This is a genomic window from Caballeronia udeis, assembly GCF_044909315.1.
Classification (GTDB): domain Bacteria; phylum Pseudomonadota; class Gammaproteobacteria; order Burkholderiales; family Burkholderiaceae; genus Caballeronia; species Caballeronia udeis_A.
Window position 1 is genome coordinate 1 of the sequence record NZ_JBIYEB010000007.1, and the last position, 23,830, is coordinate 23,830.

The 23,830-nt window shown below is 62.0% G+C and carries 17 protein-coding genes; 12 read left to right on the top strand and 5 right to left on the bottom strand.

The window, feature by feature from the left end; genetic code table 11:
- The first annotated feature begins 173 nt into the window (after positions 1–173).
- The 6 genes from ABH944_RS13415 to ABH944_RS13440 all read left to right on the top strand — a co-directional run bounded on the left by ABH944_RS13415 (position 174) and on the right by ABH944_RS13440 (position 11,196).
- Positions 174–482: a hypothetical protein gene (locus ABH944_RS13415; protein WP_404606971.1), complete on the top strand. Its 309-nt coding sequence runs from the start codon at positions 174–176 to the stop codon at positions 480–482.
- A gap of 701 nt (positions 483–1,183) precedes the next feature.
- The gene (locus ABH944_RS13420; protein ID WP_404606972.1) at positions 1,184–2,014 is read left to right on the top strand and encodes an IclR family transcriptional regulator; all 831 of its coding nucleotides are present in this window, start codon (positions 1,184–1,186) and stop codon (positions 2,012–2,014) included.
- 576 nt (positions 2,015–2,590) lie between these two features.
- Entirely contained in the window at positions 2,591–3,955 is a 1,365-nt protein-coding gene (locus ABH944_RS13425; protein WP_404606973.1) for an MdtA/MuxA family multidrug efflux RND transporter periplasmic adaptor subunit, read from the top strand.
- 33 nt (positions 3,956–3,988) lie between these two features.
- The gene (locus ABH944_RS13430; protein ID WP_404606974.1) at positions 3,989–7,117 is read left to right on the top strand and encodes an MdtB/MuxB family multidrug efflux RND transporter permease subunit; all 3,129 of its coding nucleotides are present in this window, start codon (positions 3,989–3,991) and stop codon (positions 7,115–7,117) included.
- Positions 7,118–7,121: 4 nt separating this feature from the next.
- Positions 7,122–10,439, top strand: coding sequence for an efflux RND transporter permease subunit (locus tag ABH944_RS13435; protein WP_404606976.1), 3,318 nt, complete (start codon positions 7,122–7,124; stop codon positions 10,437–10,439).
- A gap of 100 nt (positions 10,440–10,539) precedes the next feature.
- Positions 10,540–11,196 carry an SDR family oxidoreductase gene (locus tag ABH944_RS13440; RefSeq protein ID WP_404606977.1) on the top strand — a complete coding sequence of 219 codons (657 nt, stop codon included), beginning with the start codon at positions 10,540–10,542 and terminating at the stop codon, positions 11,194–11,196.
- Here ABH944_RS13440 and kdpE read toward each other — a convergent pair.
- The 5 genes from kdpE to ABH944_RS13465 form a co-directional block, all read right to left on the bottom strand.
- Positions 11,172–11,870, bottom strand: coding sequence for a two-component system response regulator KdpE (gene kdpE, locus ABH944_RS13445; protein ID WP_062087883.1), 699 nt, complete (start codon positions 11,868–11,870; stop codon positions 11,172–11,174). The genes ABH944_RS13440 and kdpE overlap by 25 nt on opposite strands.
- A gap of 6 nt (positions 11,871–11,876) precedes the next feature.
- Positions 11,877–14,732: a DUF4118 domain-containing protein gene (locus tag ABH944_RS13450; RefSeq protein WP_404606979.1), complete on the bottom strand. Its 2,856-nt coding sequence runs from the start codon at positions 14,730–14,732 to the stop codon at positions 11,877–11,879.
- 452 nt (positions 14,733–15,184) lie between these two features.
- Positions 15,185–16,159 carry a quinone oxidoreductase family protein gene (locus ABH944_RS13455; protein WP_404606980.1) on the bottom strand — a complete coding sequence of 325 codons (975 nt, stop codon included), beginning with the start codon at positions 16,157–16,159 and terminating at the stop codon, positions 15,185–15,187.
- Between the two features lie 46 nt (positions 16,160–16,205).
- Positions 16,206–16,592 carry a methylglyoxal synthase gene (locus ABH944_RS13460; RefSeq protein WP_404606981.1) on the bottom strand — a complete coding sequence of 129 codons (387 nt, stop codon included), beginning with the start codon at positions 16,590–16,592 and terminating at the stop codon, positions 16,206–16,208.
- A 40-nt stretch (positions 16,593–16,632) separates the two neighbouring features.
- Positions 16,633–17,412, bottom strand: coding sequence for an SDR family oxidoreductase (locus ABH944_RS13465; protein WP_404606983.1), 780 nt, complete (start codon positions 17,410–17,412; stop codon positions 16,633–16,635).
- Between the two features lie 340 nt (positions 17,413–17,752).
- Here ABH944_RS13465 and upp point away from each other — a divergent pair, with 340 nt between their 5' ends.
- From upp to rsfS, 6 genes are all read left to right on the top strand, one after another.
- Positions 17,753–18,406 carry a uracil phosphoribosyltransferase gene (gene upp, locus ABH944_RS13470; protein ID WP_062087891.1) on the top strand — a complete coding sequence of 218 codons (654 nt, stop codon included), beginning with the start codon at positions 17,753–17,755 and terminating at the stop codon, positions 18,404–18,406.
- A gap of 421 nt (positions 18,407–18,827) precedes the next feature.
- Complete coding sequence (locus tag ABH944_RS13475; protein WP_062087893.1) at positions 18,828–19,556, top strand: YebC/PmpR family DNA-binding transcriptional regulator; 729 nt, start codon at positions 18,828–18,830, stop codon at positions 19,554–19,556.
- Between the two features lie 580 nt (positions 19,557–20,136).
- On the top strand, positions 20,137–21,426 hold the full coding sequence (purD, locus tag ABH944_RS13480; RefSeq protein ID WP_404606985.1) for a phosphoribosylamine--glycine ligase: 1,290 nt from the start codon (positions 20,137–20,139) through the stop codon (positions 21,424–21,426).
- 218 nt (positions 21,427–21,644) lie between these two features.
- Positions 21,645–22,568, top strand: a complete 924-nt coding sequence (hemF, locus tag ABH944_RS13485; protein ID WP_404606987.1) for an oxygen-dependent coproporphyrinogen oxidase — start codon at positions 21,645–21,647, stop codon at positions 22,566–22,568.
- Between the two features lie 70 nt (positions 22,569–22,638).
- Positions 22,639–23,361, top strand: a complete 723-nt coding sequence (locus ABH944_RS13490; RefSeq protein ID WP_404606989.1) for a nicotinate-nucleotide adenylyltransferase — start codon at positions 22,639–22,641, stop codon at positions 23,359–23,361.
- A 16-nt stretch (positions 23,362–23,377) separates the two neighbouring features.
- Positions 23,378–23,818: a ribosome silencing factor gene (gene rsfS / locus ABH944_RS13495; protein WP_404606991.1), complete on the top strand. Its 441-nt coding sequence runs from the start codon at positions 23,378–23,380 to the stop codon at positions 23,816–23,818.
- Positions 23,819–23,830: the final 12 nt, after the last annotated feature.

Below are 23,830 nucleotides of genomic sequence, written 5' to 3' on the forward strand. Positions count from 1 at the left end.
GGTTCGATCAGTGCCCACAATTCGTCATCGATGATAGGTGCCGGCATTCCTTGATCCGTTGTTCAGGTATCCAAGGTTAACCGTTTCGTGGAAAACTAAACAGCCCTTCCGAGCTCTTTTTGAACTGGCCTTTTATAGTGCGGCCATCCTGAATTCGATATTGAAGTGTCGCCATGATCCTGATGAACCTGCTGGTTGCCCTCGTCGCCGGGCTGATCCTTTTCGAGCCGTTCACGCGCACGCCAATGTCGCGTTCAGTGCGTTTTTCCGGCTATCGCAACCGTGCCCGACGCTCCTTTGCGCAGGCGGGCGCGGCGCTGGTCGCCTCGATGGTCGTTGCCACCAGCAATCCTTCGCCGCAGCAGATTTCGCCTGTGCTGGTATTCGGCAGCGCGGCGCTATTGGGCATGACGAGCATCTATTGGACGTTGCGCGGTCGGCACTTGCTCAAACCCGGCAAGATGTTCGCCGCACACCGCTAGACGGATTGATCGGGACATGAGCCCTTCGCCGGGTCATCCACCCTGCACATACCCGCGCCTCTCACGATGCCTTTTCGTTTCGGAAGGGCATCGGCTTATTGGCAAAAGCATCAGAATCCTTTAGTTCACCAGAAAATACTAAACATACGCGGCGAACGAATTGGAAAACCGTGAGATAAGGTAGCGTAAGTACTTGCGTCGCGTACGCGCCACATGCAGCGTCTACCCTGTCCTGCATCGCGGCAAGATCAGTACTGGGCAACAACGTTTTTCGACCCGTGAACTCAGGCAGGCAATCAGGATGGTGGCATCCTGAACATGTTCAGGTGTGCCTTTGACAGGCAAAAAAAAGGCGCTACGTTGCCGTAGCGCCTTAAAAGTTCTAGCCATTCCGAGGGCCGTGCTAGAACCTGAGAGCTGGTTATCGATCGCAATTCGACGCGCGCAACTCGCGCTTCCGGAGTGCTTTCGAAATCGGGTTCCATTTTTTACGTTATGCGAAACCTAGTCAAGCGAAATTTCGAGGATTGAGCGACTATCTGACAGTAAGGTACGCTGGTTTGATGACAAAAACGGGTCCAGCAAATGCACGTTTTGGATTGCTGGTTAATACGATTCCGGTGAGCGGTGGCGCGCGTGCTCAGTCAGCTTCAACGAACGGCGTCTCCGGCCTTTCCAACGAAACCAAGTTCCGAAAAATAATGCATACCACTGAGAGCCGGCCTATAAGCCGGGAAAAGGAAAAAGGGCGTGATGGGGAAGAAGTCGTCGCGTTGTCGCGAGGCCTCGATGTGCTCCGGCGAATCGCCGCTGCCGACGCTCCGGTCAGCAATCGTGAACTAGCTGAATGGACGGGTATTCCCAAGCCGACCATCTCGCGGTTGACGGCGACCCTGGTGAGCGCCAATTTGCTGTTTCAATTACCCGACAGTGAGCGTTTCGTCCTGACGGCTTCGGTCCTGGAGTTGAGCAACGGCTTCCTGCGCAACTTCGACATCCGGGCGCGGGCGCGGCCGTTTCTCATCGAACTGGCGGACCGGACCACACTAAGCGTTCATCTGGCCGTGCGCGACAGGCTGGACATGGTCGTCATCGATACCATCCGGCCACGCTCGGCCGTGCTCGTGTCGCGGCTCGAAGTAGGCTCGCGGATGGATCTGGGACGCACGGCGGTCGGGCGCGCGTATCTGGCGGCGCTCGGCGAACCCGACCGGGCCGGTCTGCTCGACAGCCTGCGGACCGCTTCGGGCGACGACTGGCCCAGTATCGACGGTAGCCTGAAGCCGGGTCTGGAAGACGCGGTGCGCCGTGGCTTCGCGATTTCCACCGGCGAGTGGCATCAGGGGCTCAACGCCGTTGCAGCAGGCTTTGTAGGGCCGTCCGGGCAACGTTACGCGGTCAATTGCGGCGGCGCCGAATATCAGGCGCCGCGGGACGCGCTCCTGAACAAGGTCGCTCCGGCCTTGCTTGAATGCGTCGCGAAGATCACGCACGAGATAGGCGGAACACCGTCCGCGCGCCTGAGCGAGTAACACACCCGGCCCCGCGCCCGATGGGCGACAAAACACCGGTCGCGGTGCGCCCGCATCCGCGACATCGGGACATTTCGCCGCCCATCGTTTCATTGCGCCGCGCATACTCGCCGCCGCGCGACGTCCCCTGCTTCGCCCGTCCCAGCGGCGCAGACTCATTGAGCACGCCGTGCCGTGCCGTGGCTTCGTCTGACTCGCAAACGTACAACGCGATACGATGTCGGCCCGCGTTCACGCCCCTCCCGCGCGTTGATTTCGTTTTGCCTTCCGTCCCCGGCGGGACTCGTAACGTTCGTAATCAATCGAAAGAAAGATAGCTGGACTGCAACGAAGCGCGGGACGTAGCATCACACTTCGCGCGCGGCCCAGCTTTCGATACTTTCACTCACGTGAACCCTTCGTAAGCACACTGTGCATCAATGGCATGCTCGCCGCCTGATTCGCGTAAAGTGCGGGACGTAAATTCGAAGGCGTTCCCGGCAGGCTTCAGAAGCGTCCGCGCGAACGCCTGCACGCCAATCCGCCAGCACCTCAAGACAGTTTCCAAGCCCACCGACTCACCGAGCCACTGAAACGATGGACGAACAGAAAAAACACCCAGCACCACCGCCGCACTCTGACACCCGTTCGCCCGTATCCCAAGCCTCGACTCCCCCTGTATCCGCCTCCCGGTCCCGCCGGCGGCGGCTTGTATGGATCGTCGTCGCGATCCTGATGGTGGCGGGCTTGTTCGCGTGGCATCCGTGGAATCGTGGCGGTGCTGACAACTCGCAGCAAGCGCGGCAGGCAGGCGGGGGCCGGCGCGGTGGCGGCGGTCCGGGCATGGCGGCTCCGCCGCAACCCGTGCATGTCGCGACGGTGACGCAGGGCGAAATGCCGGTGGTGATCAACTCGCTCGGGACGGTGACGCCGCTGGCGTCGGTGACGGTCAAGACCCAGCTCAACGGCACGCTGCAGGACGTTGCGTTCCAGGAAGGCCAGATGGTCAAGAAGGGGGACGTCCTGGCTCAGATCGATCCTCGCCCTTACGAGATCTCCTTGCGCAATGCACAAGGCACGCTCGCGAAAGACCAGGCGCTGCTGCAAACCGCGCGCCTCGACCTGAAGCGCTATCAGATGCTGCTCTCGCAAGACTCGATCGCGAGCCAGCAAGTGGACACGCAGGCGTCGCTCGTCCAGCAGTACGAGGGAACGGTCAAGTCGGACCAGGCGAACGTGGATACCTACAAGCTCGACCTGACGTATGCGCGCATCACGGCGCCGGTGTCAGGCCGTGTCGGCTTGCGGCAGGTCGATCCGGGCAACTACGTGACGACCGGCGACACGAACGGCGTGGTGGTCATTACGCAACTGCAGCCCATCAGCGTCATCTTCACCACCTCCGAAGACAACCTCACCGCCATCCTGAAGCCGCTGCATGCGGGCACGAAGATGTCGGTGACCGCGTATGACCGGGCCAACACCAAGTCGCTCGAGAGCGGTTATCTGGAAACCATCGACAACCAGATCGACACCACCACGGGCACGGTCAAGCTGCGCGCGACCTTCGACAACAACGAAAGCATGCTGTTTCCGAACCAGTTCGTGAACACGAAACTGCTGGTCGATGTGATCAAGGACGCGGTCATCGTGCCTACGCCCGCCGTGCTCAACGGTTCGTCGGGCGCGTTTGTCTATGTGGTCAAGCCGGACAATACAGTCACCGTGCGTAATGTGAAGATCGGTCCCGTCGATGGTGAACGCACCAGTATCAAGACCGGACTGGAAGTGGGCGAACGCGTGGTGATCGACGGTTCCGACCGCCTGAAGGAAGGCGCGAAGATCACGATCCCGGCAGAAAAACCCAAGGCCGCTTCCGGCGCCTCAGGCGCTGCTGCGGCATCGGCTGCATCGGCTGCTTCGGGCACGCATCGCGGCCACCATCGCAAACAGCCGCAGTGATGCGCTCATGATCCATAACCGCACTGCACCCGCATGAATCCATCGCGTCCTTTTATCCTGCGTCCGGTCGGCACGGCGCTGCTGATGGCGGCAATCATGCTGGTCGGCCTCGTCGCGCTGCGCTTCTTGCCGCTGTCCGCGCTGCCCGCCGTCGACTATCCGACCATCCAGGTGCAGACGTTCTATCCGGGCGCGTCACCGGATGTGATGACCACCTCGGTCACCGCCCCCCTTGAAAAGCAGTTCGGGCAGATGGCGAGCCTGAACCAGATGTCGTCGCAGAGTTCGGCCGGCGCATCGGTCATCACGCTGCAATTCAGTCTTGACTTGCCGCTCGACATCGCCGAACAGGAAGTCCAGGCGGCTATCAATGCAGCGGGCAACCTGCTGCCGTCCGACCTGCCCGCACCGCCGATCTACGCCAAGGTGAACCCTGCGGATGCGCCCATCATCACGCTCGCGATCAGCTCGAAGACCCTGCCGCTCACGCAGGTCCAGGATCTCGCCGATACCCGTCTCGCGCAGAAGATCTCGCAGGTCGGGGGCGTGGGGCTGGTGTCGGTCAGCGGCGGCAATCGGCCGGCTGTCCGGATCCAGGCGAACACGCGTGCGCTGGCGTCGTATGGCCTGAACATCGACGATTTGCGCACCACGATCTCGAACCTGAACGTCAATACGCCGAAGGGCAATTTCGACGGCCCTTCGCGGGCCTACACAATCAACGCGAACGACCAACTGACCGACGCCAGCGCCTACCAGAGCGCGGTCATCGCTTACAAGAACGGCCGGCCAGTGATGCTGACGGACGTTGCCACGGTCGTTTCGGGACCGGAAAACACCAAGCTCGGCGCGTGGGTGGACAACACGCCGGCCATCATCCTGAACGTGCAGCGCCAGCCGGGCGCAAACGTGATTGCGGTGGTCGATGGCATCAAGAAGATCCTGCCCCAGTTGCAGTCCTCGCTGCCGGCCGCGCTCGACGTGCGGATCGTCACCGACCGGACCACGACCATTCGCGCGTCGGTGCGTGACGTGCAGTTCGAACTGGCGCTCTCCGTGGTGCTGGTCGTGCTCGTGATCTACCTGTTCCTCGCGAACGTCTGGGCCACGCTGATTCCGAGCTTGTCCGTCCCGGTCTCGTTGATTGGTACGCTCGCCGTCATGTATCTGTGCGGCTTTTCACTCGACAACCTCTCGTTGATGGCATTGACCATCGCGACGGGTTTTGTCGTCGATGACGCCATCGTGATGATCGAGAACATCGCCCGTTACGTGGAAGAAGGCGAGCCGCCGCTCGAAGCGGCGTTGAAGGGCTCGAAGCAGATCGGCTTCACCATCATCTCGCTGACCGTTTCGCTGATCGCCGTGCTGATTCCGCTGCTGTTCATGGGCGACGTGGTCGGACGCCTGTTCCACGAATTCGCGATCACGCTGGCCGTGACCATCGTGATTTCCGCGATCGTCTCGCTCACGCTCGTGCCCATGCTGTGTGCCAAGCTGCTGCGCCACACGCCGCCGAAGGAGAGTCACCAGTTCGAAGCGCGTGCGCATCAGTTCATCGACTATGTGATCGGGCGTTACGGCGTCGCGTTGACCTGGGTGCTCGACCGGCAGCGCTCGACCCTGGTGGTCGCGCTGCTTACGCTCGTGCTGACCGCCCTGCTCTACATCTGGATCCCGAAAGGTTTCTTCCCGATCCAGGATACCGGCGTGATCCAGGCGATTACGCAGGCGCCGCAAGCCGCCTCCTACCAGGCAGTGGCCGAACAGCAGCAAGCGCTCGCCGCACAGATCCTGAAGAACCCGGACGTTGAAAGCCTGACCTCGTTCATTGGCGTGGACGGAACCAATATCACGCTGAACAGCGGCCGGATGCTGATCAACCTGAAACCTCGCGACGACCGCAGCAATACCTCGAGCGACGTGATCCGGGCGTTGCAGAAAGACGTGGAGAACATTCCCGGCATCCGGCTCTACATGCAGCCGGTGCAGGATCTGACGATCGATTCCACCGTCAGCCCGACCCAATACCAGTTCATGCTGACCGACCCGAATTCGGCGGAGTTCGCACAATGGGTGCCGAAACTCACGGCGCGGTTGCAGCAATCGCCGGAACTGGCGGACGTGGCGACCGACCTGCAGCAGAACGGGCAGTCGGTGTATGTGGAGATCGACCGGTCGACGGCTGCGCGCTTCGGCATCACGCCGGCTACTGTGGATAACGCCCTCTACGACGCATTCGGCCAGCGCATCATCTCGACCATCTTCACGCAATCGAATCAGTACCGCGTGATCCTGGAGTCCGAGCCGACGCAAGCCCACTATAGCGAGACGCTGAACGGCATCTACCTGCCGTCCTCCACGGCAAGCTCGGGCCAGGTGCCGCTGTCGGCAATCGCGACTTTCCATGAGCGTGCGGCGCCGCTGCTGGTCACGCACCTCGGCCAGTTCCCGGCAACCACGGTCTCGTTCAACCTCGCACCGGGCGCCTCGCTTGGTGCGGCCGTGAAAGCGATCGATCAGGCGCAGAAGGACATCGGCTTGCCCGCCTCGTTCCAGATCCGTTTCCAGGGCGCCGCGCTAGCCTTCCAGGCGTCGCTGTCGAACGAACTGTTCCTGATCCTGGCCGCGGTCGTCACCATGTATATCGTGCTGGGTGTGTTGTACGAGAGCTTTATCCACCCGATCACCATCCTGTCCACGCTGCCCTCGGCGGGTGTCGGCGCACTGCTTTCGCTGATGATCAGCGGGCATGATCTCGACATCATCGGGATCATCGGGATCGTGCTGCTGATCGGCATTGTGAAAAAAAACGCCATCATGATGATCGACTTCGCGCTCGAAGCCGAACGCGAGCAAGGCAAAAGTCCGCGCGATGCGATCTATCAGGCGTGTTTGCTGCGCTTCCGTCCCATCCTGATGACCACCATGGCCGCGCTTCTCGGCGCGTTGCCGCTGATGCTCGGCTGGGGCGCGGGTTCTGAATTGCGGCGCCCGCTCGGGATTGCGATTGTGGGTGGTTTGATCGTGTCGCAAGCGCTGACCCTGTTCACCACGCCGGTGATCTATCTCGGCTTCGATTCGCTCGCGCGCCGCGTGCGTTCGCGTTTCTACCGGAACGCGCCGCCCCGCCCGGCGAGCCCGGTAAGCGATCAGGAGTAGGCGCATGAACCTGTCGCAACCGTTCATCGCGCGCCCGGTCGCTACCACGCTGCTGGCCATCGGCATTGCGCTCGCCGGCCTATTCGCGTTCACGAAACTGCCGGTCGCGCCGTTGCCGCAAGTGGACTTTCCAACCATTTCGGTCCAGGCGAGCTTGCCCGGGGCGAGTCCGGAAACCGTCGCAACCAGTGTGGCCAGTCCCCTGGAGCGCCATCTCGGATCGATTGCCGACGTCACCGAAATGACGTCGCAAAGCTCGGTAGGGTCGGCGCGGATCACCTTGCAGTTTGGCTTGAACCGCGATATTGACGGTGCTGCGCGCGACGTGCAGGCCGCCATCAATGCATCGCGCGCCGATCTTCCCACGGCGCTGAAAAGCAATCCGACGTATCACAAGGTCAACCCCGCCGACGCGCCAATCCTGATTCTCGCGCTCTCCTCCCCTACGCGCACAGCCGGTTCGCTTTACGATTCCGCCGCGACCGTGCTGCAGCAAACGCTTTCCACGGTGCCCGGCGTGGGCGAAGTGGACGTGAGCGGCTCGGCGAATCCGGCCGTACGGGTGGAGCTCGAACCGAACGCGCTGTTCCACTATGGCATTGGCCTGGAAGACGTGCGCGCAGCGCTGGCGTCGGCGAATGCAAACAGCCCGAAGGGCGCCATCGAGTTCAACGGCACCCACTTCCAGCTCTATACGAATGACCAGGCGAGCAAGGCCGATCAGTATCGCGACCTGGTGGTCGCTTACCGGAACGGCGCGCCGGTGCATCTGCGCGATGTCGGCGAAGTGGTCGATTCCGTCGAGGACCTGCGCAACCTCGGCCTGATCAACAACAAGCGCGCCGTGCTCGTGATTCTTTACCGGCAGCCGGGCGCGAATATTATCGACACCATCGACCGCGTGAAGGCAATGGTGCCGCAACTCCAGGCCGCGCTCCCGGCCGACATCGAGATCACGCCGACCTCCGATCGCTCGACCACGATCCGTGCTTCGCTGCACGATACCGAGTTCACACTGATGGTCGCGGTGGCGCTGGTCGTGATGGTCGTGTTCCTGTTCCTGCGCAACTGGCGTGCAACGCTGATTCCAAGCGTGGCCGTGCCGATCTCGATCATCGGCACCTTCGCCGCCATGTACCTGCTCGGCTTCTCGCTCGATAACCTCTCGCTGATGGCCTTGACCATTGCGACAGGGTTCGTGGTCGACGACGCCATCGTCGTGCTTGAAAACATCTCGCGGCACATCGAGAACGGCGTCCCGCGCATGAAAGCCGCCATTCTTGGAGCACAGGAGGTGGGTTTCACGGTGCTGTCGATGAGCATCTCGCTGGTCGCCGTGTTTATTCCTATCCTGCTGATGGGCGGCATTGTCGGCAGGTTGTTCCGCGAATTCGCGTTGACCTTGTCGTTGGCGATTGCCGTTTCGCTGGTCGTCTCGCTGACGGTCACGCCCATGATGTGCGCACGTTTGCTGCACGAACCGCACAACCAGAAACCGCCCGGGCGGTTTTCGCGCTGGCTTGAACGCCAGTTCGTGCGGATGCAGAACGGGTACGCGCGCACGCTCGGCGTGGCACTCGCGCATCCGAGGATCGTGTTGCTGGTGTTGCTCGCGACCATCGGGTTGAACGTGTATCTGTACATCATCGTGCCGAAGGGATTTTTCCCGCAGCAGGACACGGGGCGGCTTGTGGGCGGCATTCAGGCCGACCAGAGCACCTCTTTCCAGGCGATGAAAGGCAAGTTTTCCGAGATGATGCGGATTGTCCAGGCCGATCCGGCTGTGGAAAGCGTCGCCGGATTCACGGGTGGGCGGCAGACCAACTCGGGCTTCATGTTTATTTCGCTGAAAGCCAAGAAGGACCGCAAGGTATCGGCTGAAGAGGTGATCCAGCGCCTGCGCGCGCCGCTTTCCGACGTCGCGGGCGTACGCACCTTCCTGCAGGCCGTGCAGGACATTCGCGCGGGCGGGCGGCAATCGAATGCGCAATATCAGTTCACGCTGCTGGCTGATTCCACCACCGATCTCTACACGTGGGGGCCAAAGCTCACCGACGCCCTGCTCACCCGCCCCGAACTCACCGACGTCAATTCGGACCAGCAGCAAGGCGGCCTTGAGTCGTTCGTGACCATCGACCGGGCAACGTCCGCGCGCCTGGGCATCCAGCCGGCGCAGATCGACAATACGCTCTACGACGCATTCGGCCAGCGCCAGGTGTCCACCATCTACAACGAGCTGAGCCAATACCACGTGGTGATGGAAGTCGCGCCGAAATACTGGCAAGACCCGGAAATGCTCAAGCAGATTTATGTGAGCACGTCGGGCGGGACCGCGAGCGGGGCGGCATCGACGAATGCGACCACGACCACGACGACGTCAACGTCCACATCGACGTCCACGAGTTCCAGTAGCAGCACTTCGTCCACCGACACCACCAGCGCACTCGCACTCGCATCCATCCGCAATGCCGCGACCAACGCCATTGCCGCGAGCGGCAAGTCCAGTTCGTCGGCGGGTGCGGCGGTGTCGACGTCGCAGGAGACCATGATCCCGCTCTCGGCCATTGCCAAGTTCGGGCCGGGCAACACGCCGTTGTCGGTGAATCACCAGAGCCAGTTCGTGGCGTCGACGATCTCGTTCAACCTGCCGCCCGGCAAATCGCTCTCCGACGCCACCGCCGCCATCTACGAGACGATGGCGACCATTGGCGTGCCCAGCACGATTCACGGCAGTTTTGCGGGCACGGCGCAGCAATTCCAGGATTCCACCAAGGACCAGCCAATCCTGATCCTGGCCGCGCTGGCTGCGGTGTACATCGTGCTTGGGATTCTGTACGAGAGTTATATCCACCCGATCACGATTCTCTCGACCTTGCCGTCGGCGGGCATTGGTGCGTTGCTCGCTCTGCTGCTGTTCCGGACGGAGTTCAGCATCATCGCGTTGATCGGGGTGATCTTGCTGATTGGTATTGTGAAGAAGAACGCGATCATGATGGTCGACTTCGCAATCCAGGCGCAGCGGCATGGGGCGGCAACATCACGCGAGGCGATCGAGCAGGCGTGCTTGCTGCGCTTCCGGCCGATCATGATGACGACGGCGGCCGCGTTGCTGGGTGCGTTGCCGCTGGCATTCGGCACGGGCGAGGGATCGGAAATGCGGGCGCCGCTGGGGATCGCGATTGTGGGCGGCTTGATCGTGAGTCAGTTGCTGACGCTTTATACAACACCGGTGGTCTATCTTTATATGGACCGGATCCGGATCTGGTCGGAGGAACGGCGCGCGCGCAGGGGTCCGGCAAGGCCGGCTCGGGCAGTCGAGTAACGAGGTTTGCTCGCGGGGGCGGGCGCCTCCCGAGTGCATGGATTCGAAAAATCGCTTACCGTTTTAGCTCCTGCCCACGAACAGAAGGAGCGAACCAGCAATGAAAGTCCTGCTTATCGGCGCGCACGGCCGGACCGGCCGCCACATTGCACGGCAACTACGCGCCGCATCCCTCCCCTTCAAAGTCCTGCTGCGCAAATCCGCACACCGTGGTGAGTTCGCCGCACTCGGCGCCGAAATAGTACTCGGCGATCTGACACACGATTTCTCCCATGCATTCGACGACGTCACGCACGTGATCTACGCCGCCGGATCAGCGGAAAACGAGGGTGTGAACGAGGAACGCGCGATCGATCGCGACGCTGTCCAGCGCACCGCCGACTACGCGAAACGCCGCCGGACAAAGCAACTGGTGGTGATCAGCGCGATCTCCGCATACTGGCCAAAATCCAGTCCGCTTGCGCTCAAGCACTACTCGAAAATGAAGCGCGAAGCCGACGACTATGTCCAGGCAAGCGGCGTCCCGTACGTGATCTTGCGACCCGGACCGCTCTCCGACAACATTGGCCGTGGCACGATCGCGCTCTCCGCCCAACGCACCGCAGACGCAGCACCCGTTTCACGCGAAGATGTCGCGCAGGTGGCGGTGGAATGCGTCACACGCGATGTGCGCGACGAAGTGATCGGGTTTGTCGGCGGCGAGGTCCCAATAGCCGATGTCCTCGACGCGCTTCAGACAGCCCCAACCAGCCGATAACCCACGCCCGTCTCGGTGACAATGTGCTCCGGCTGGGCGGCATCGCGTTCAAGTTTCTGCCGCAGGTGCGCCATGTAGATGCGCAGATAGTGGTGGCTCTCCACATGCGACGGGCCCCACACCTCGCGCAGCAACTGGCGGTGCGTCAGCACGCGGCCGGCATGCCGCACCAGCGTGGAAAGCAGCCGGTATTCGATTGGCGTCAGATGCACGGGCGCACCGGCACGCGTGACCTGGCGCAGGCCCAGATCGATGACTACGTCGCCGAATTTCACCAAGGGCGATTCACTCGACGCCGCCTGGTTGCGGCGCCGCAAATGCGCCCGGATCCGCGCCATCAGTTCCGACACGCCAAACGGCTTGGTCAGGTAGTCGTCGGCGCCCGCATCGAGCGCTGCGACCTTCTCCTCTTCCTGCGTCCGCGCCGACAACACGATCACCGGCAACTCGGTCCAGCTTCGCAGTTCGCGGATCACATCGAGGCCGTCGGTATCGGGCAAACCGAGATCGACAATGACCAGGTCCGGCTTGCGCGTCGCCGCTTCCACCAGCCCCTGCTTGCCGGTTTCCGCCTCATGCACGGCAATGCCCTCAGCCTCGAGCGACGCGCGCACAAAACGGCGAATCTGCTTCTCGTCCTCGATCAGCACAACAGTGAGATTAGGTTCGCTCATGGGGCTTCATGGGGCTTTAGGGTCCAACGGAGAAAAATCGGCGAAGTCGTCTTCGGCTTCGTCGGAGAAACTGGGCACGGGCGGCGCTGCATCCACGGGCAAGGTGAACCAGAAGCGCGCGCCGAGGACCCGAGGGTCCGGAAGACTCTCGTCCAGCCGGTTATTCGCGCCGATTGTACCGCCGTGCGCCTGCACGATTGCGCGGCAAATCGAGAGCCCGAGTCCAATGCCCGGCTTGGCCGACTCCTTCTCGCCGCGCGTAAATTTCTCGAACACGCGATCTTCCATGTTGGCGGGCAAACCCGGACCGTTATCGTCGATATAAACACGCACGAACGGCTTGCCGTGCACCTCCACGCTCTCAGCGCCAATGACGAGCTTCGAGCCCGGCGGCGTGTACTTCGCGGCGTTCTCCAGCAGGTTCGAGAAGAGCCGTTCCATCAGCACGGCATCGAGTTGCAGGAACGGCAGGTCGGCGGGCAGGCGGACTTCGACCGGGCGGCCGTTCAAGACCCGCCGACACGCCCGCAGCGCTGCGCCGACCGTCTCTTCAAGCAGCGACCATTGCCGGCTCAGCCGCAGGCCACCCGCCTGCAAGCGCGCCATGTCCAGCAAGTTCGTGACAATGCTGGTCATGCGCAGCGATTCATCATGGATCGCCGCGATCAATTCGGCATTGGCGGGTGAGCGGGCATCACCGCGCGCCTCCGCGAGCACCGATGCAAACCCGACGATAGTCGTGAGCGGCGTGCGCAAATCGTGCGAGATGGCGGACAGCAGCGAATTGCGCAGGCGCTCGGACTCCATGCTCACCAGCGCATCACGCGCAATCTCGACGTAATGCACCCGTTCCAGCGCCAGCGCGATCTGCGCGGCGAATGCATCGAGCATGCGCTTTTGTTCGGGGACGTCGAGCTCCCCGGCGTTACGTGTAACGACCGCGAGCACGCCACGGGTGCGCATTGGCGCCTTGAGCGGCAGATAAAGCGCGGCTGCGGCAGGCAGCGTGTCCGTGCCGTGCCCGGCCGGCTTCTGCTGGTCGTAGACCCATTGGCCAACATCCAGATCCAGCGCGCTGGCATCAAGCAGCAGCGCAGCTGCGGATGCATCCGAGGGGTCGAGTTTCTGGCGGACCTTATCGCTGGAATCGGGCAGCAGCATCGCAACTTTCGCGCGGAACACTTCGCTCACGTGCCGCATGCCGATACCGACGATCTGCTCGGTTGCAAGCGCAGCGCCGAGTTCGCCTGCCATTGCGTACATTGCGCCGGTGCGGCGCTCGCGCTTCGATGCCACGCGCGCCTCGCGCCGCAAGCTCGACGTGAGGTGACTGATCACCAGCGACGTCAGCAGCATGCCGGCGAAGGTCAGCAGGTATTGGGTATCGGAGACCGATAGCGACATACGCGGCGGCACGAAAAAGAAGTCGAAGGCCGCGACGCTCAGGAACGACAGCAGCACGCCCGGACCACGGCCAATGCGCGCCGCCGCGTAAATCACGCCGATCAGATAAAACATCACGAGGTTCGTGAGATCGAAATGATCGCGGATCTGGCTTGCGAGCAGCGTGATGACCGCGCAGATAGCGATAGCCTGCGCATAGCCCCGTGGCGCCGAGCGGCGCTCTCGAGCGGCGCTCAACGCGTCGTGCCAGTCGGGGGCAATCCCCTCCTCTTGCGACGGCGCTCCGCTTGCGTCGCCCGAGTCGGCGGCTTCGCTTCGATCGCTCTCCCGCGCTCGAATCAGCGTGAGATCGAGGTCACCGGCGTGTTCCGCCAAACGCTCGGCGAACGAGCGTTTTAACCAGCGGGCGAGACCGCGATGCGTCGATGCACCCGCCACCAGCTTCGACGCATTGCGCGCCTGCGCATAGCCAATCAACGTTGCGACCGCGTCGTCGCCGGCCAGCGTCACCGTCTCCGCGCCCAGTTCGCCGGCGAGCTTGAGCGCGGCGAGCGTGCGTTCGCGACGGGCGTCGGAGAGTTTCTGCAGTCTCGGGGTTTCGACATACACCGCGATCCAGTCCGAGCGAAGGCTTGCCGCGAGCCTTGCGGCGGCACGCACGAGCGTAGGTGCTTCCGGCCCCGGCCCAATGCACACCACCAGCCGGTCGCGCGCCTGCCAGATCCTGTCGATAGAACGATCCGCGCGGTATTCGCGCATCTGGGCATCGACGCGATCCGCGGTGCGCCGCAGCGCCAGTTCGCGCAGCGCGATCAGGTTGCCCTTGCGAAAGAAATTGCGGACCGCATGCTCCGCCTGCTGCGGCATGTAGACCTTCCCATGGCGCAGCCGTTCAAGCAACTCCTCGGGCGGGAGATCGACCAGCGTGACTTCATCGGCCTCATCCAGCACGCGATCCGGAACCGTCTCGAATACGCGGATCTGCGTGATCTGGCCCACGATATCGTTCAGGCTTTCCAGATGCTGGACATTGACCGTGGTGTACACGTCAATACCCGCGTCCAGCAGTTCATGCACGTCCTGCCAGCGCTTCAGATGACGTGCGCCCGGGACATTGGAATGAGCAAGTTCATCAACAAGCAGAAGCTGCGGGTGACGCTTAAGCGCTGCGTCGAGATCGAACTCCTGGAGCGCATGGCCCCGGTACATCGTGTTCGCCAACGGCAGTTGTTCGAGGTCTTCCAGTAACGCGGCCGTTTCGCTTCTGCCGTGCGTTTCCACTATGCCGGCAACCACGTCGTCGCCCTGCTGCTTCCTGCTGCGCGCTGCAAGCAGCATGGCGTAGGTCTTGCCCACTCCCGCCGACGCGCCAAAGAATATCTTCAGCCGTCCGCGATGACGCTTCTCTTCTTCTCTCTGCAACTTTCCGAGTAGCTCGTCTGGGTTTGGGCGGTTCATTTTTTAGCTTCTTGGAGCCATCGCACCCTGGGCGAAGGCCGGTTTCTTTGCTTCGACATCAATATACTGACACGCGGCTTTCCGAGTATGACGAGCCGGTACGTTTTGTGGTTCCGGCGCCGGGTCCGATATTGGGTTCACTGCCGGGTTTTCCCCAAGTATTGAGCAATGGCCCGAACATTAAGCGCGCCAGCATAAAAGGCGGCTCAAAGATCGGGAGGCAGACGTAAAGAATGTGTAAATAGAGAGGAGAAAGACCCTCGCAGCGAAGCTTTTTGCAGTGGTCTTGCCGCGGGTGCTTTAATCATGCAGATCGCAAGGCGTCCAGCCCGGTGCGTCACCTGCGGACTACTTTTATTCGCCTTCATTCACCCGGGCCGCGAGGGATGGCGCGGCATGAACGAACGCCGCGCTCCCCGCGTCCGCCGCGTTCCTTGAACTTCACGCTCTCATCAAGGCAGGAGAATCGTCGATCCCGTGGTCCGGCGCGCCTCCAGATCTTCGTGCGCCTTTGCGGCTTGTGCCAGCGGATAACGCTGCCGCACGCTCGTTTTTACCTGGCCTGTGCTCAGAACATTGAACAGCTCGCCCGTCATCTCCTCAAGATCGCTGCGTTTGGCGATATAGCTGAACAACGTGGGCCGCGTGAAATAAAGCGAACCACGGCCGGCGAACTCGGACGAATCGATAGGTGGCAACGGCCCCGACGTATTGCCGAAACTCACAAACATGCCCAACGGTGCGAGACAGTCGAGCGATGCCGTATAGGTGTCCTTGCCGATCGAATCGTAGACCACCGGCACGCCCGCGCCGTTTGTGATCTCGCGCACCCGCTTCGTGAAGTCCTCGCGGGTATAGACGATTGGATGATCGCAGCCGTGCGCCTTCGCGAGTTCAGCCTTCTCGTCCGATCCAACAGTGCCGATCACCGTCGCCCCGAGCGCCTTGGCCCACTGGCACGCGAGCATGCCTACACCGCCCGCCGCCGCGTGGATCAGGATCGTATCGCCGGCTTTCACGCGATACGTCCGTCGCAGCAAATATTGGGCAGTCAGACCTTGCAGCATCACTGACGCCGCATCCTCGTACGCGATTGCATCGGGCAGGAGCACGACATATTGCGCCGACATCACCCGTTCTTCCGCGTAGGCGCCGGGCGGCCGCGACGCGTAGGCCACCCGATCGCCAACCTTGAAATTCGCCACGCCCTCACCCACCGCGGTCACTTCGCCTGCCGCTTCCATGCCGATACCGCCGGGTAGCGGCATGGGGTATAGCCCGGTACGGAAATACACGTCGATGTAATTCAATCCGACCGCATGATGCTTCACCCGAATCTCGCCCTTGCCCGGCTCGCCCACTTCGACGTCGACCCATTTCATCACTTCCGGACCACCGGTTTTATCGAATCGAATTGCCTTTGTCACCTTTGTCTCCTGTTGCCGGCGTCAGCCGGTCGCTATGCAGCACAGCCTAAACCCGGCTCAGGCGCAGCTTCAGATCATCAAGAATCATGCGCGCCGTCGCGAGGTTCGTCGCGCACGCCACGTTGTGGACGTCACACGCGCGCACCAGTGCGTTGATATCCGGCTCGTGCGGTTGCGGCGTCATGGGGTCGCGCAGGAAAATCACCACGTCGACCCGCCCCTCCGCCAGTTCGGCGCCAATCTGCAGATCGCCGCCGAACGGTCCGGAGAGCTTGCGCTCGACCTCCAGTCCGTGGGCTGCCGCAATCCGCGCACCGGTCGTGCCGGTCGCTACCAACCGACACTGCGCCAGCGTGGCCGCGAATTCGCCGGCCAGGGCCACGATGTCGTCTTTCTTCATGTCGTGCGCGATCAGCGCGACGCGTGGGGTCATCGAATGCCTCCCGGTTGTGATGTTTTATAGGATTCGACGATCAGTACGTGCCCGGATAAGCACCGCCGTCGATCAGCAGGTTCTGCCCCGTGATATAGCCCGCATGGACGCTGCACAGATACGCGCACGCCTTCCCGAACTCCTCGGGCGTGCCGAACCGGCCCGCCGGCAGCTTGGTCATGCGGCGCTTCTTGGCCTCTTCCACCGAAATGTTGTTTGCCTTCGCGTCCGCCTGGAACGTAGTGACGAGACGGTCGGTATCGAAGGAACCCGGCAGCAGGTTGTTGATGGTGACACCGCTGGCCGCGACCTTGCGCGACAGACCCGCAATAAAACCCGTCAATCCGGAACGCGCGCCGTTCGAGAGGCCCAGTACGTCGATAGGCGCCTTCACCGACGAACTCGTGATATTCACGATTCGCCCGAAGCCGCGCTCAATCATGCCGTCGAGCGTCTTCCTGATCAGTTCGATCGGCGTCAGCATGTTCGCATCAAGCGCCTTGATCCAGTCGTCACGCGAGAATTGCCGGAAATCCCCCGGCGGCGGCCCACCGGCATTGTTCACGAGAATGTCCGGCGCGGGGCATGCGGCCAGCGCCGCGGCGTGGCCTGCGTCCGTGGTGATGTCGCACGCTACCGCCGTCACATTCACCCCAAAGCTTGAACGAAGATGCTCGGCCGTGGCCTCAAGCGGTCCTGGCGTGCGCGCCACGATCACGAGATTGACACCCTCCGCCGCCAGCGCTTCGGCACAACCGCGTCCCAAACCCTTGCTGGCCGCGCACACGAGCGCTGTGCGGCCCTTGATTCCCATATCCATTGCTGTCCCTTTCTGGTTGCCCGCGTTCAAACCGGTTGAAACGATTAAAACCGGGGTAATGAAATCTCGTGCCGAATCCTGGTCCACGGTCCGTTCGTACGAACCGCGTGATGCAATTCTAGAAGAATGAGGGATCGGACGTCGGCCGCGCAATAGACCGGACGGCGTATCGCCCGCAAACTCTGCTTTAGGCACGCCTAATTTGGGTAAACTGGCGTCATTGCTTGAGCGAAGCCATGCAAAACCGCCTTGCTGGTGGAAGAGACACGGCTTCAGAACCGAACGAATCACCCGATTCACTCGAATCCACACCTAATGCCGCGGCAACCGCGCGAATTCCATGAAACAGGACAGCCGCTTTCCCAATCTTTTCATCCTCAGCCACCCGCTGATCCAGCACAAGCTGACGCATATGCGGGACAAGGACACGTCCACGCGCACGTTTCGCGAGTTGCTGCGCGAGATCACACTGCTGATGGGTTATGAGATCACCCGCAACCTGCCGCTGACCACGAAGCGCGTCGAAACCCCGCTGGTCACCGTCGACTCGCCCGTGATCGCGGGCAAGAAGCTGGCTATCGTGCCGGTGCTGCGCGCCGGCATTGGCATGTCGGACGGGCTGCTGGACCTGATTCCGTCGGCGCGGGTCGGCCATATCGGCGTGTATCGGGCGGAAGATCACCGGCCGGTCGAGTATCTCGTGCGCCTGCCACCCGACCTGGAGGAGCGCGTCTTCATCCTGTGCGATCCAATGGTGGCGACCGGCTATTCAGCGGTCCATGCCGTGGACGTGATGAAGCGGCGCAAGGTGCTCGGCGAGAACATCATTTTCGTGGCATTGGTCGCGGCGCCTGAAGGCGTGAAGGTTTTCTCCGACGCCCACCCGGACGTGAAACTGTATGTGGCCTCGCTCGACTCGCATTTGAACGAGCACGCGTATATCGTGCCGGGCCTGGGCGACGCGGGCGACCGGCTGTTCGGCACGAAGAACTGACACGGGACCCAAGCACGGCACAGGGACATGAAAGGACGCGCGCACCTTCGGAGCAAGGCCAAAGCCTGCCGAACCGGCTCGCCATGATAAAATTCGGGTCCGCCAAATAAGCGGTTCGCGCGTTAAATGATTGGCTGGCATGAACGGCTGGCGACTGGCCTCCCGTCATTCGGCCGGTGGCAGGTTGTCGGCGGCTGAGTTACCTGGTTAATCCACAGGTTTGTGGAATCGCGGATTATCAGAAACCAGCCCGGCCCCGCAGAACCGCAAAAACAGGGCGTGCGCCGTGCCACGCCTTGCCATTTGAGCCCTGCAACCATGCAGGGCAGACATAAAATGCCGGCCAGCGAAAAACGCCGTATCGAGCGGCATTATTGACACACAGGCGTGCGAGAAAAGCTCGTGCGCGATGGAGAAAGGTATGGCGGGTCATTCAAAATGGGCCAACATCAAGCATAAGAAAGCGGCGACCGACGCCAAGCGTGGCAAGGTCTGGACGCGTCTTATCAAGGAAATTCAGGTGGCTGCGCGCATGGGCGGCGGAGAAATGGACACGAACCCGCGCCTGCGGCTCTCGGTCGAAAAAGCCTACGACGCCAACATGCCCAAAGACAACATCAACCGCGCGATCCAGCGCGGCGTGGGTGGCGTGGACGGCGCGACGTATGAAGAAATCCGCTATGAAGGCTACGGTATCGGCGGCGCGGCGATCATTGTGGACACCATGACGGACAACCGTACCCGGACCGTTGCGGAAGTCCGCCACGCGTTCTCCAAGTTCGGCGGCAACATGGGCACGGACGGCTCGGTGGCGTTCATGTTCGATCACGTCGGCCAGTTCCTGTTCGCTCCCGGCACGTCCGAAGACAAGCTGATGGAAGCGGCGCTCGAAGCAGGTGCGGACGACGTGGTAACGAACGACGACGGCAGCATCGAGGTAGTTTGCCCGGCCAACGACTTCCAGAAGGTGAAAGACGCGCTGCAGGCCGCAGGTTTCAAGGCTGAAGTGGCCGAAGTCATCATGAAACCGCAGACCGAGGTCGAGTTCACCGGCGAGGACGCAGCCAAAATGCAGAAATTGCTCGATGCCCTGGAAAATCTGGACGACGTGCAAGAGGTTTACACCAACGCGACTATCGACGTGGAATGATCGCCGGGTAACGCGGCCAGCGGCCAGCGGCCAGCGGTCCGCCGCGCCGCCCGAGCTTGCCCGAGCGCCGTGACCAACGGGGCGCACGGAGCAGCGCCGGACACGCTGGCAGCCGTTTCTGGCTCGATTGGTGCATGTGCAAAGGGTGTGCTTCAGGCGATTGTCTGGGCAACGGAGCCCGGACGAGTGCGCAGGCGAATGCGGCGGTGGTCATACGTGAACGTAAGCCCGCGGACTCACCTGTCAGGTGAAAGGCAAACCGGCACGTGAGTTGAAATACGGGCCTGAAATACAGGCCAGATATAGTCGTTGAAGTAGGCCGAACCTGGCCGGAGGCCACGTTTGACAGCCGGGAAGTCGAGTGACGCAGCCGCGCGGCGGCGCGAACCACTTCCCCGTGTCAACAACGCACCCAACGGGAATTCGGCAGATGTCCGGCAAAGACCCGGCGCACGGTAAAGCAAATATCCGCGGATCAGGCGCGGCGGACCCGTTTAAAACGGTTCGAATCGGTTCACACCCATTCGAACCGGCCCGCCCCCCTGCCGCCATGAATTTCTTAAGATCTTCGAGGGTTTAAATGAAGTTACTCGTCGTCGGTTCCGGCGGTCGCGAACATGCGCTCGCGTGGAAACTCGCGCAGTCGCCGCGCGTGCAGATGGTTTATGTCGCGCCGGGTAACGGCGGCACGGCTCAGGACGAACGTCTGCTCAATGTCGACATCACCGATCCTGTCGCACTCGCCGATTTCGCCGAGAAAGAGCAGATTGCGCTGACCGTGGTCGGCCCCGAAGGTCCACTCGCGGCCGGTATCGTCAATCTGTTCCGCTCACGCGGCCTGAAGATCTTCGGCCCGACCAAGGAAGCCGCGCAGCTGGAAAGCTCGAAGGATTTCGCGAAGGCGTTCATGAAACGCCACGCTATTCCAACGGCCGAATACGAAACGTTCACAGACATCGCTGCGGCCCACGCGTATCTCGACACGAAAGGCGCGCCCATCGTCATCAAGGCGGACGGACTCGCCGCCGGTAAGGGCGTGGTCGTGGCAGCAACGCTGGAAGAAGCGCACGCGGCTGTGGATTCCATGCTCGCGGACAACAAACTGGGCGACGCCGGTGCGCGCGTGGTGATCGAAGAATTCCTGGACGGCGAGGAAGCGAGCTTTATCGTGATGGTCGACGGGAAGCACGTGTTGGCGCTGGCATCGAGCCAGGACCACAAGCGTCTGCTCGATGGCGACAAGGGCCCGAACACCGGAGGCATGGGGGCTTATTCGCCCGCGCCTATCGTCACGCCGCAACTGCACGCCCGCGTGATGCGCGAAATCATCCTGCCGACAGTGCGTGGCATGGAACAGGAAGGCATCCGCTACACCGGTTTCCTGTATGCCGGCCTGATGATCGACTCGCACGGCAACCCGAAAACACTCGAGTTCAATTGCCGCATGGGGGACCCGGAAACGCAGCCGATCATGGCGCGTCTCAAGGGCGATTTCTCGAAGGTAGTGGAACTGGCGATTGCCGGAACCCTGGCGACCGCGGAGATCGAATGGGACCGGCGTACGGCGCTCGGCGTCGTGCTGGCCGCGCACAATTACCCGGACACGCCGCGCAAGGGCGACCGGATCAATGGCATTCCTCCGGAGACGCCGGAAGCCGTGACGTTCCATGCCGGCACCACGCTGGAAAACGGCAAGCTCAGCACATCGGGCGGCCGCGTGTTGTGCGTGGTGGGTTTGTCGGACTCGGTGCGTGGCGCGCAGTCCGTCGTCTACGATACGATCAATCAGATCGCGTTCGACGGCATGCAGTATCGGCGGGACATTGGTTATCGCGCACTGAACCGCAAAGCCGCGGATCGGCAGAGCTGAAGCGGAGCGGCTAGTACCGTGACAGGATAAAGTGATCGGGTAACGTGGTCAGAAACCGTCGCCGGAAACGCGACAATGCAGCACATGAGCAATACACTGCCGGACCTTCGCGTCCGGCAGTGCGTTTTAGAAGGAATGCACACGGAGCCGGCAATTTGAGCTGAACCAAGCTTCGCTCACGCCGTGCTCTTTTTCCGCAAGCCGTAAAACCGTTCAAGATGACCGCTCCAACCTCCGACGTACAAGCTGTCCGCACTTATCTGACCGGTTTGCAAAAGCAGATCGCGCAGACGCTTGGCGCGTTCGACGGCGCCGAATTTTCCGTCGATTCCTGGCAGCGCGGCCCGGAAGAACGGTTGCGCGGGGGCGGCAGCACGCGAATTCTTGAAGGCGGCCAGTTTTTCGAACGCGGCGGCATCGGTTTCTCCGATGTAGCCGGCGACGCTTTACCGGCCTCCGCGAGCGCCGCGCGTCCACAGCTCGCCGGGCGCGGGTTTGAAGCCATGGGCGTGTCGCTTGTCATGCATCCGCGCAATCCGCACTGCCCTACCGTGCATATGAACGTGCGCCTGCTGATCGCGACAAAAGCGGGCGAAGCGCCGATTTTCTGGTTTGGCGGCGGCATGGACCTCACGCCTTATTATGGCTACGAGGAAGACGCGCGGCATTTTCACGGCGTCTGCCGGGACGCGCTGGCACCCTTCGGCACGGATCTGTACCCGCGTTTCAAGAAATGGTGCGACGAGTATTTTTATCTCAAGCATCGCAATGAAGCGCGTGGGATCGGCGGAATTTTCTTCGACGACTTCTCGGAACCCGGTTTCGACGAATCGTTCGCCATGATGCGCAGTGTCGGCGACAGCTTCCTGGCCGCGTATCTGCCGATCGTCGAACGCCGTCGGGACACGCCTTACGGCGAAGCGCAGCGGGAATTCCAGACGTACCGGCGCGGCCGGTACGTGGAATTCAACCTCGTCTTCGATCGGGGCACGCTGTTCGGGCTGCAAAGCGGTGGCCGTACGGAGTCCATCCTGATGTCGATGCCACCCGCCGTGACGTGGCGCTACGACTGGAAACCGGAGCCGGGCACACCTGAGGCGCGCCTCTACTCCGACTTCCTGGTGGCACGGGAGTGGCTATAAAAAAGCTGCGAAAAAGTCACGAAAGCGCTATGAAAGAGCTGCGGACCACGAGTCCTGATCGCTGTACCTGTTGCAATCTGTCCCCGAAGAGGACCGTCCACTGAATTCGAACCTCCCTTGTGCTCGACGTGTCGGTTTGCTGGGCGGCACGTTCGACCCGATTCACGACGCGCATCTGGCCCTTGCACGCCGTTTCGCCGAGTTGCTCGACCTGACCGAACTCGTGCTGTTGCCGGCCGGACAGCCGTGGCAGAAAAAGGACGTGACCGCGGCGCATCACCGGCTTGCCATGACGCGCGCAGCGGCGGATTCGCTGCATGCGGAGGGGTTGCAAGTCACCGTCGCCACTGACGAAATCGACCATGACGGCCCGACTTACACCGTGGAGACGCTGGCTCGCTGGCGCGCACGGGAAGGCGCGGACGCGTCGCTGTCGTTATTGATCGGCGCCGACCAGCTCGTGCACCTGGATTCATGGCGCGACTGGAAACGCCTGTTTGAATTTGCGCACGTCTGCGTGGAAACGCGCGCGGGGTTCGACGTCGCGACGGTTTCTCCCGCCGTAGCCGCAGAAATTGCCGCGCGCAGCGCCCCGGCTGAGGTGCTGCAATCCACACCGCACGGCCATCTGCTGATTGATTCCGCCCTGGAGCTGGAAGTGTCGGCCACCGGGATCCGCGAGCAGTTGGGAGAGCGCCTGCGAGCACACGCGGCGGGTGAGATAGACGCCGAGAGTCATGTGCCGTCCGCCGTATGGGACTATATTGTTCAACATCACTTGTATCATCGGTAAAACCATCGGTAAAAATATGGAAATTCAAAAGCTTCAACGCGCGATCATCGACGGTCTCGAAGACGTCAAGGCGCAGGACATCAAGGTGTTCAACACCTCCCACCTGACCGCCCTCTTCGACCGTGTCATCGTCGCGAGCGGCACGTCGAATCGTCAGACCAAGGCGCTGGCCAACAGCGTGCGCGACAAGGTCAAGGGGCTGGGCGGCGACGTCATCAGCACCGAAGGCGAGGAAGTCGGCGAGTGGGTGCTGGTCGATTGCGGCGACGCGGTCGTCCATATCCTCCAACCGGCGCTGCGCCAGTACTACAACCTCGAAGAGGTCTGGGGCGACAAACCCGTGCGCGTCAAGCTGCAAAGCTCGGGGGGCTTCAGCGGCGCCCAGGTGAGCGTGTCGGACGACGACGAAGACGACGAGCCCGCCGCCAAACCGGCTCGCAAGACCACCCGCCGCTGACGCTGGCCGTGC

Bases quoted from the DNA above. Each gene is read 5' to 3' on its own strand.
- ABH944_RS13415 (WP_404606971.1), top strand. From the start codon at position 174: ATGATCCTGATGAACCTGCTGGTTGCCCTCGTCGCCGGGCTGATCCTT.
- ABH944_RS13450 (WP_404606979.1), bottom strand. From the start codon at position 14,732: ATGAACCGCCCAAACCCAGACGAGCTACTCGGAAAGTTGCAGAGAGAA.
- ABH944_RS13465 (WP_404606983.1), bottom strand. From the start codon at position 17,412: ATGGATATGGGAATCAAGGGCCGCACAGCGCTCGTGTGCGCGGCCAGC.
- hemF (WP_404606987.1), top strand. From the start codon at position 21,645: ATGACCGCTCCAACCTCCGACGTACAAGCTGTCCGCACTTATCTGACC.
- ABH944_RS13420 (WP_404606972.1), top strand. From the start codon at position 1,184: ATGCATACCACTGAGAGCCGGCCTATAAGCCGGGAAAAGGAAAAAGGG.
- purD (WP_404606985.1), top strand. From the start codon at position 20,137: ATGAAGTTACTCGTCGTCGGTTCCGGCGGTCGCGAACATGCGCTCGCG.
- ABH944_RS13435 (WP_404606976.1), top strand. From the start codon at position 7,122: ATGAACCTGTCGCAACCGTTCATCGCGCGCCCGGTCGCTACCACGCTG.
- ABH944_RS13475 (WP_062087893.1), top strand. From the start codon at position 18,828: ATGGCGGGTCATTCAAAATGGGCCAACATCAAGCATAAGAAAGCGGCG.
- kdpE (WP_062087883.1), bottom strand. From the start codon at position 11,870: ATGAGCGAACCTAATCTCACTGTTGTGCTGATCGAGGACGAGAAGCAG.
- ABH944_RS13425 (WP_404606973.1), top strand. From the start codon at position 2,591: ATGGACGAACAGAAAAAACACCCAGCACCACCGCCGCACTCTGACACC.
- ABH944_RS13460 (WP_404606981.1), bottom strand. From the start codon at position 16,592: ATGACCCCACGCGTCGCGCTGATCGCGCACGACATGAAGAAAGACGAC.
- ABH944_RS13430 (WP_404606974.1), top strand. From the start codon at position 3,989: ATGAATCCATCGCGTCCTTTTATCCTGCGTCCGGTCGGCACGGCGCTG.
- rsfS (WP_404606991.1), top strand. From the start codon at position 23,378: ATGGAAATTCAAAAGCTTCAACGCGCGATCATCGACGGTCTCGAAGAC.
- ABH944_RS13440 (WP_404606977.1), top strand. From the start codon at position 10,540: ATGAAAGTCCTGCTTATCGGCGCGCACGGCCGGACCGGCCGCCACATT.
- upp (WP_062087891.1), top strand. From the start codon at position 17,753: ATGAAACAGGACAGCCGCTTTCCCAATCTTTTCATCCTCAGCCACCCG.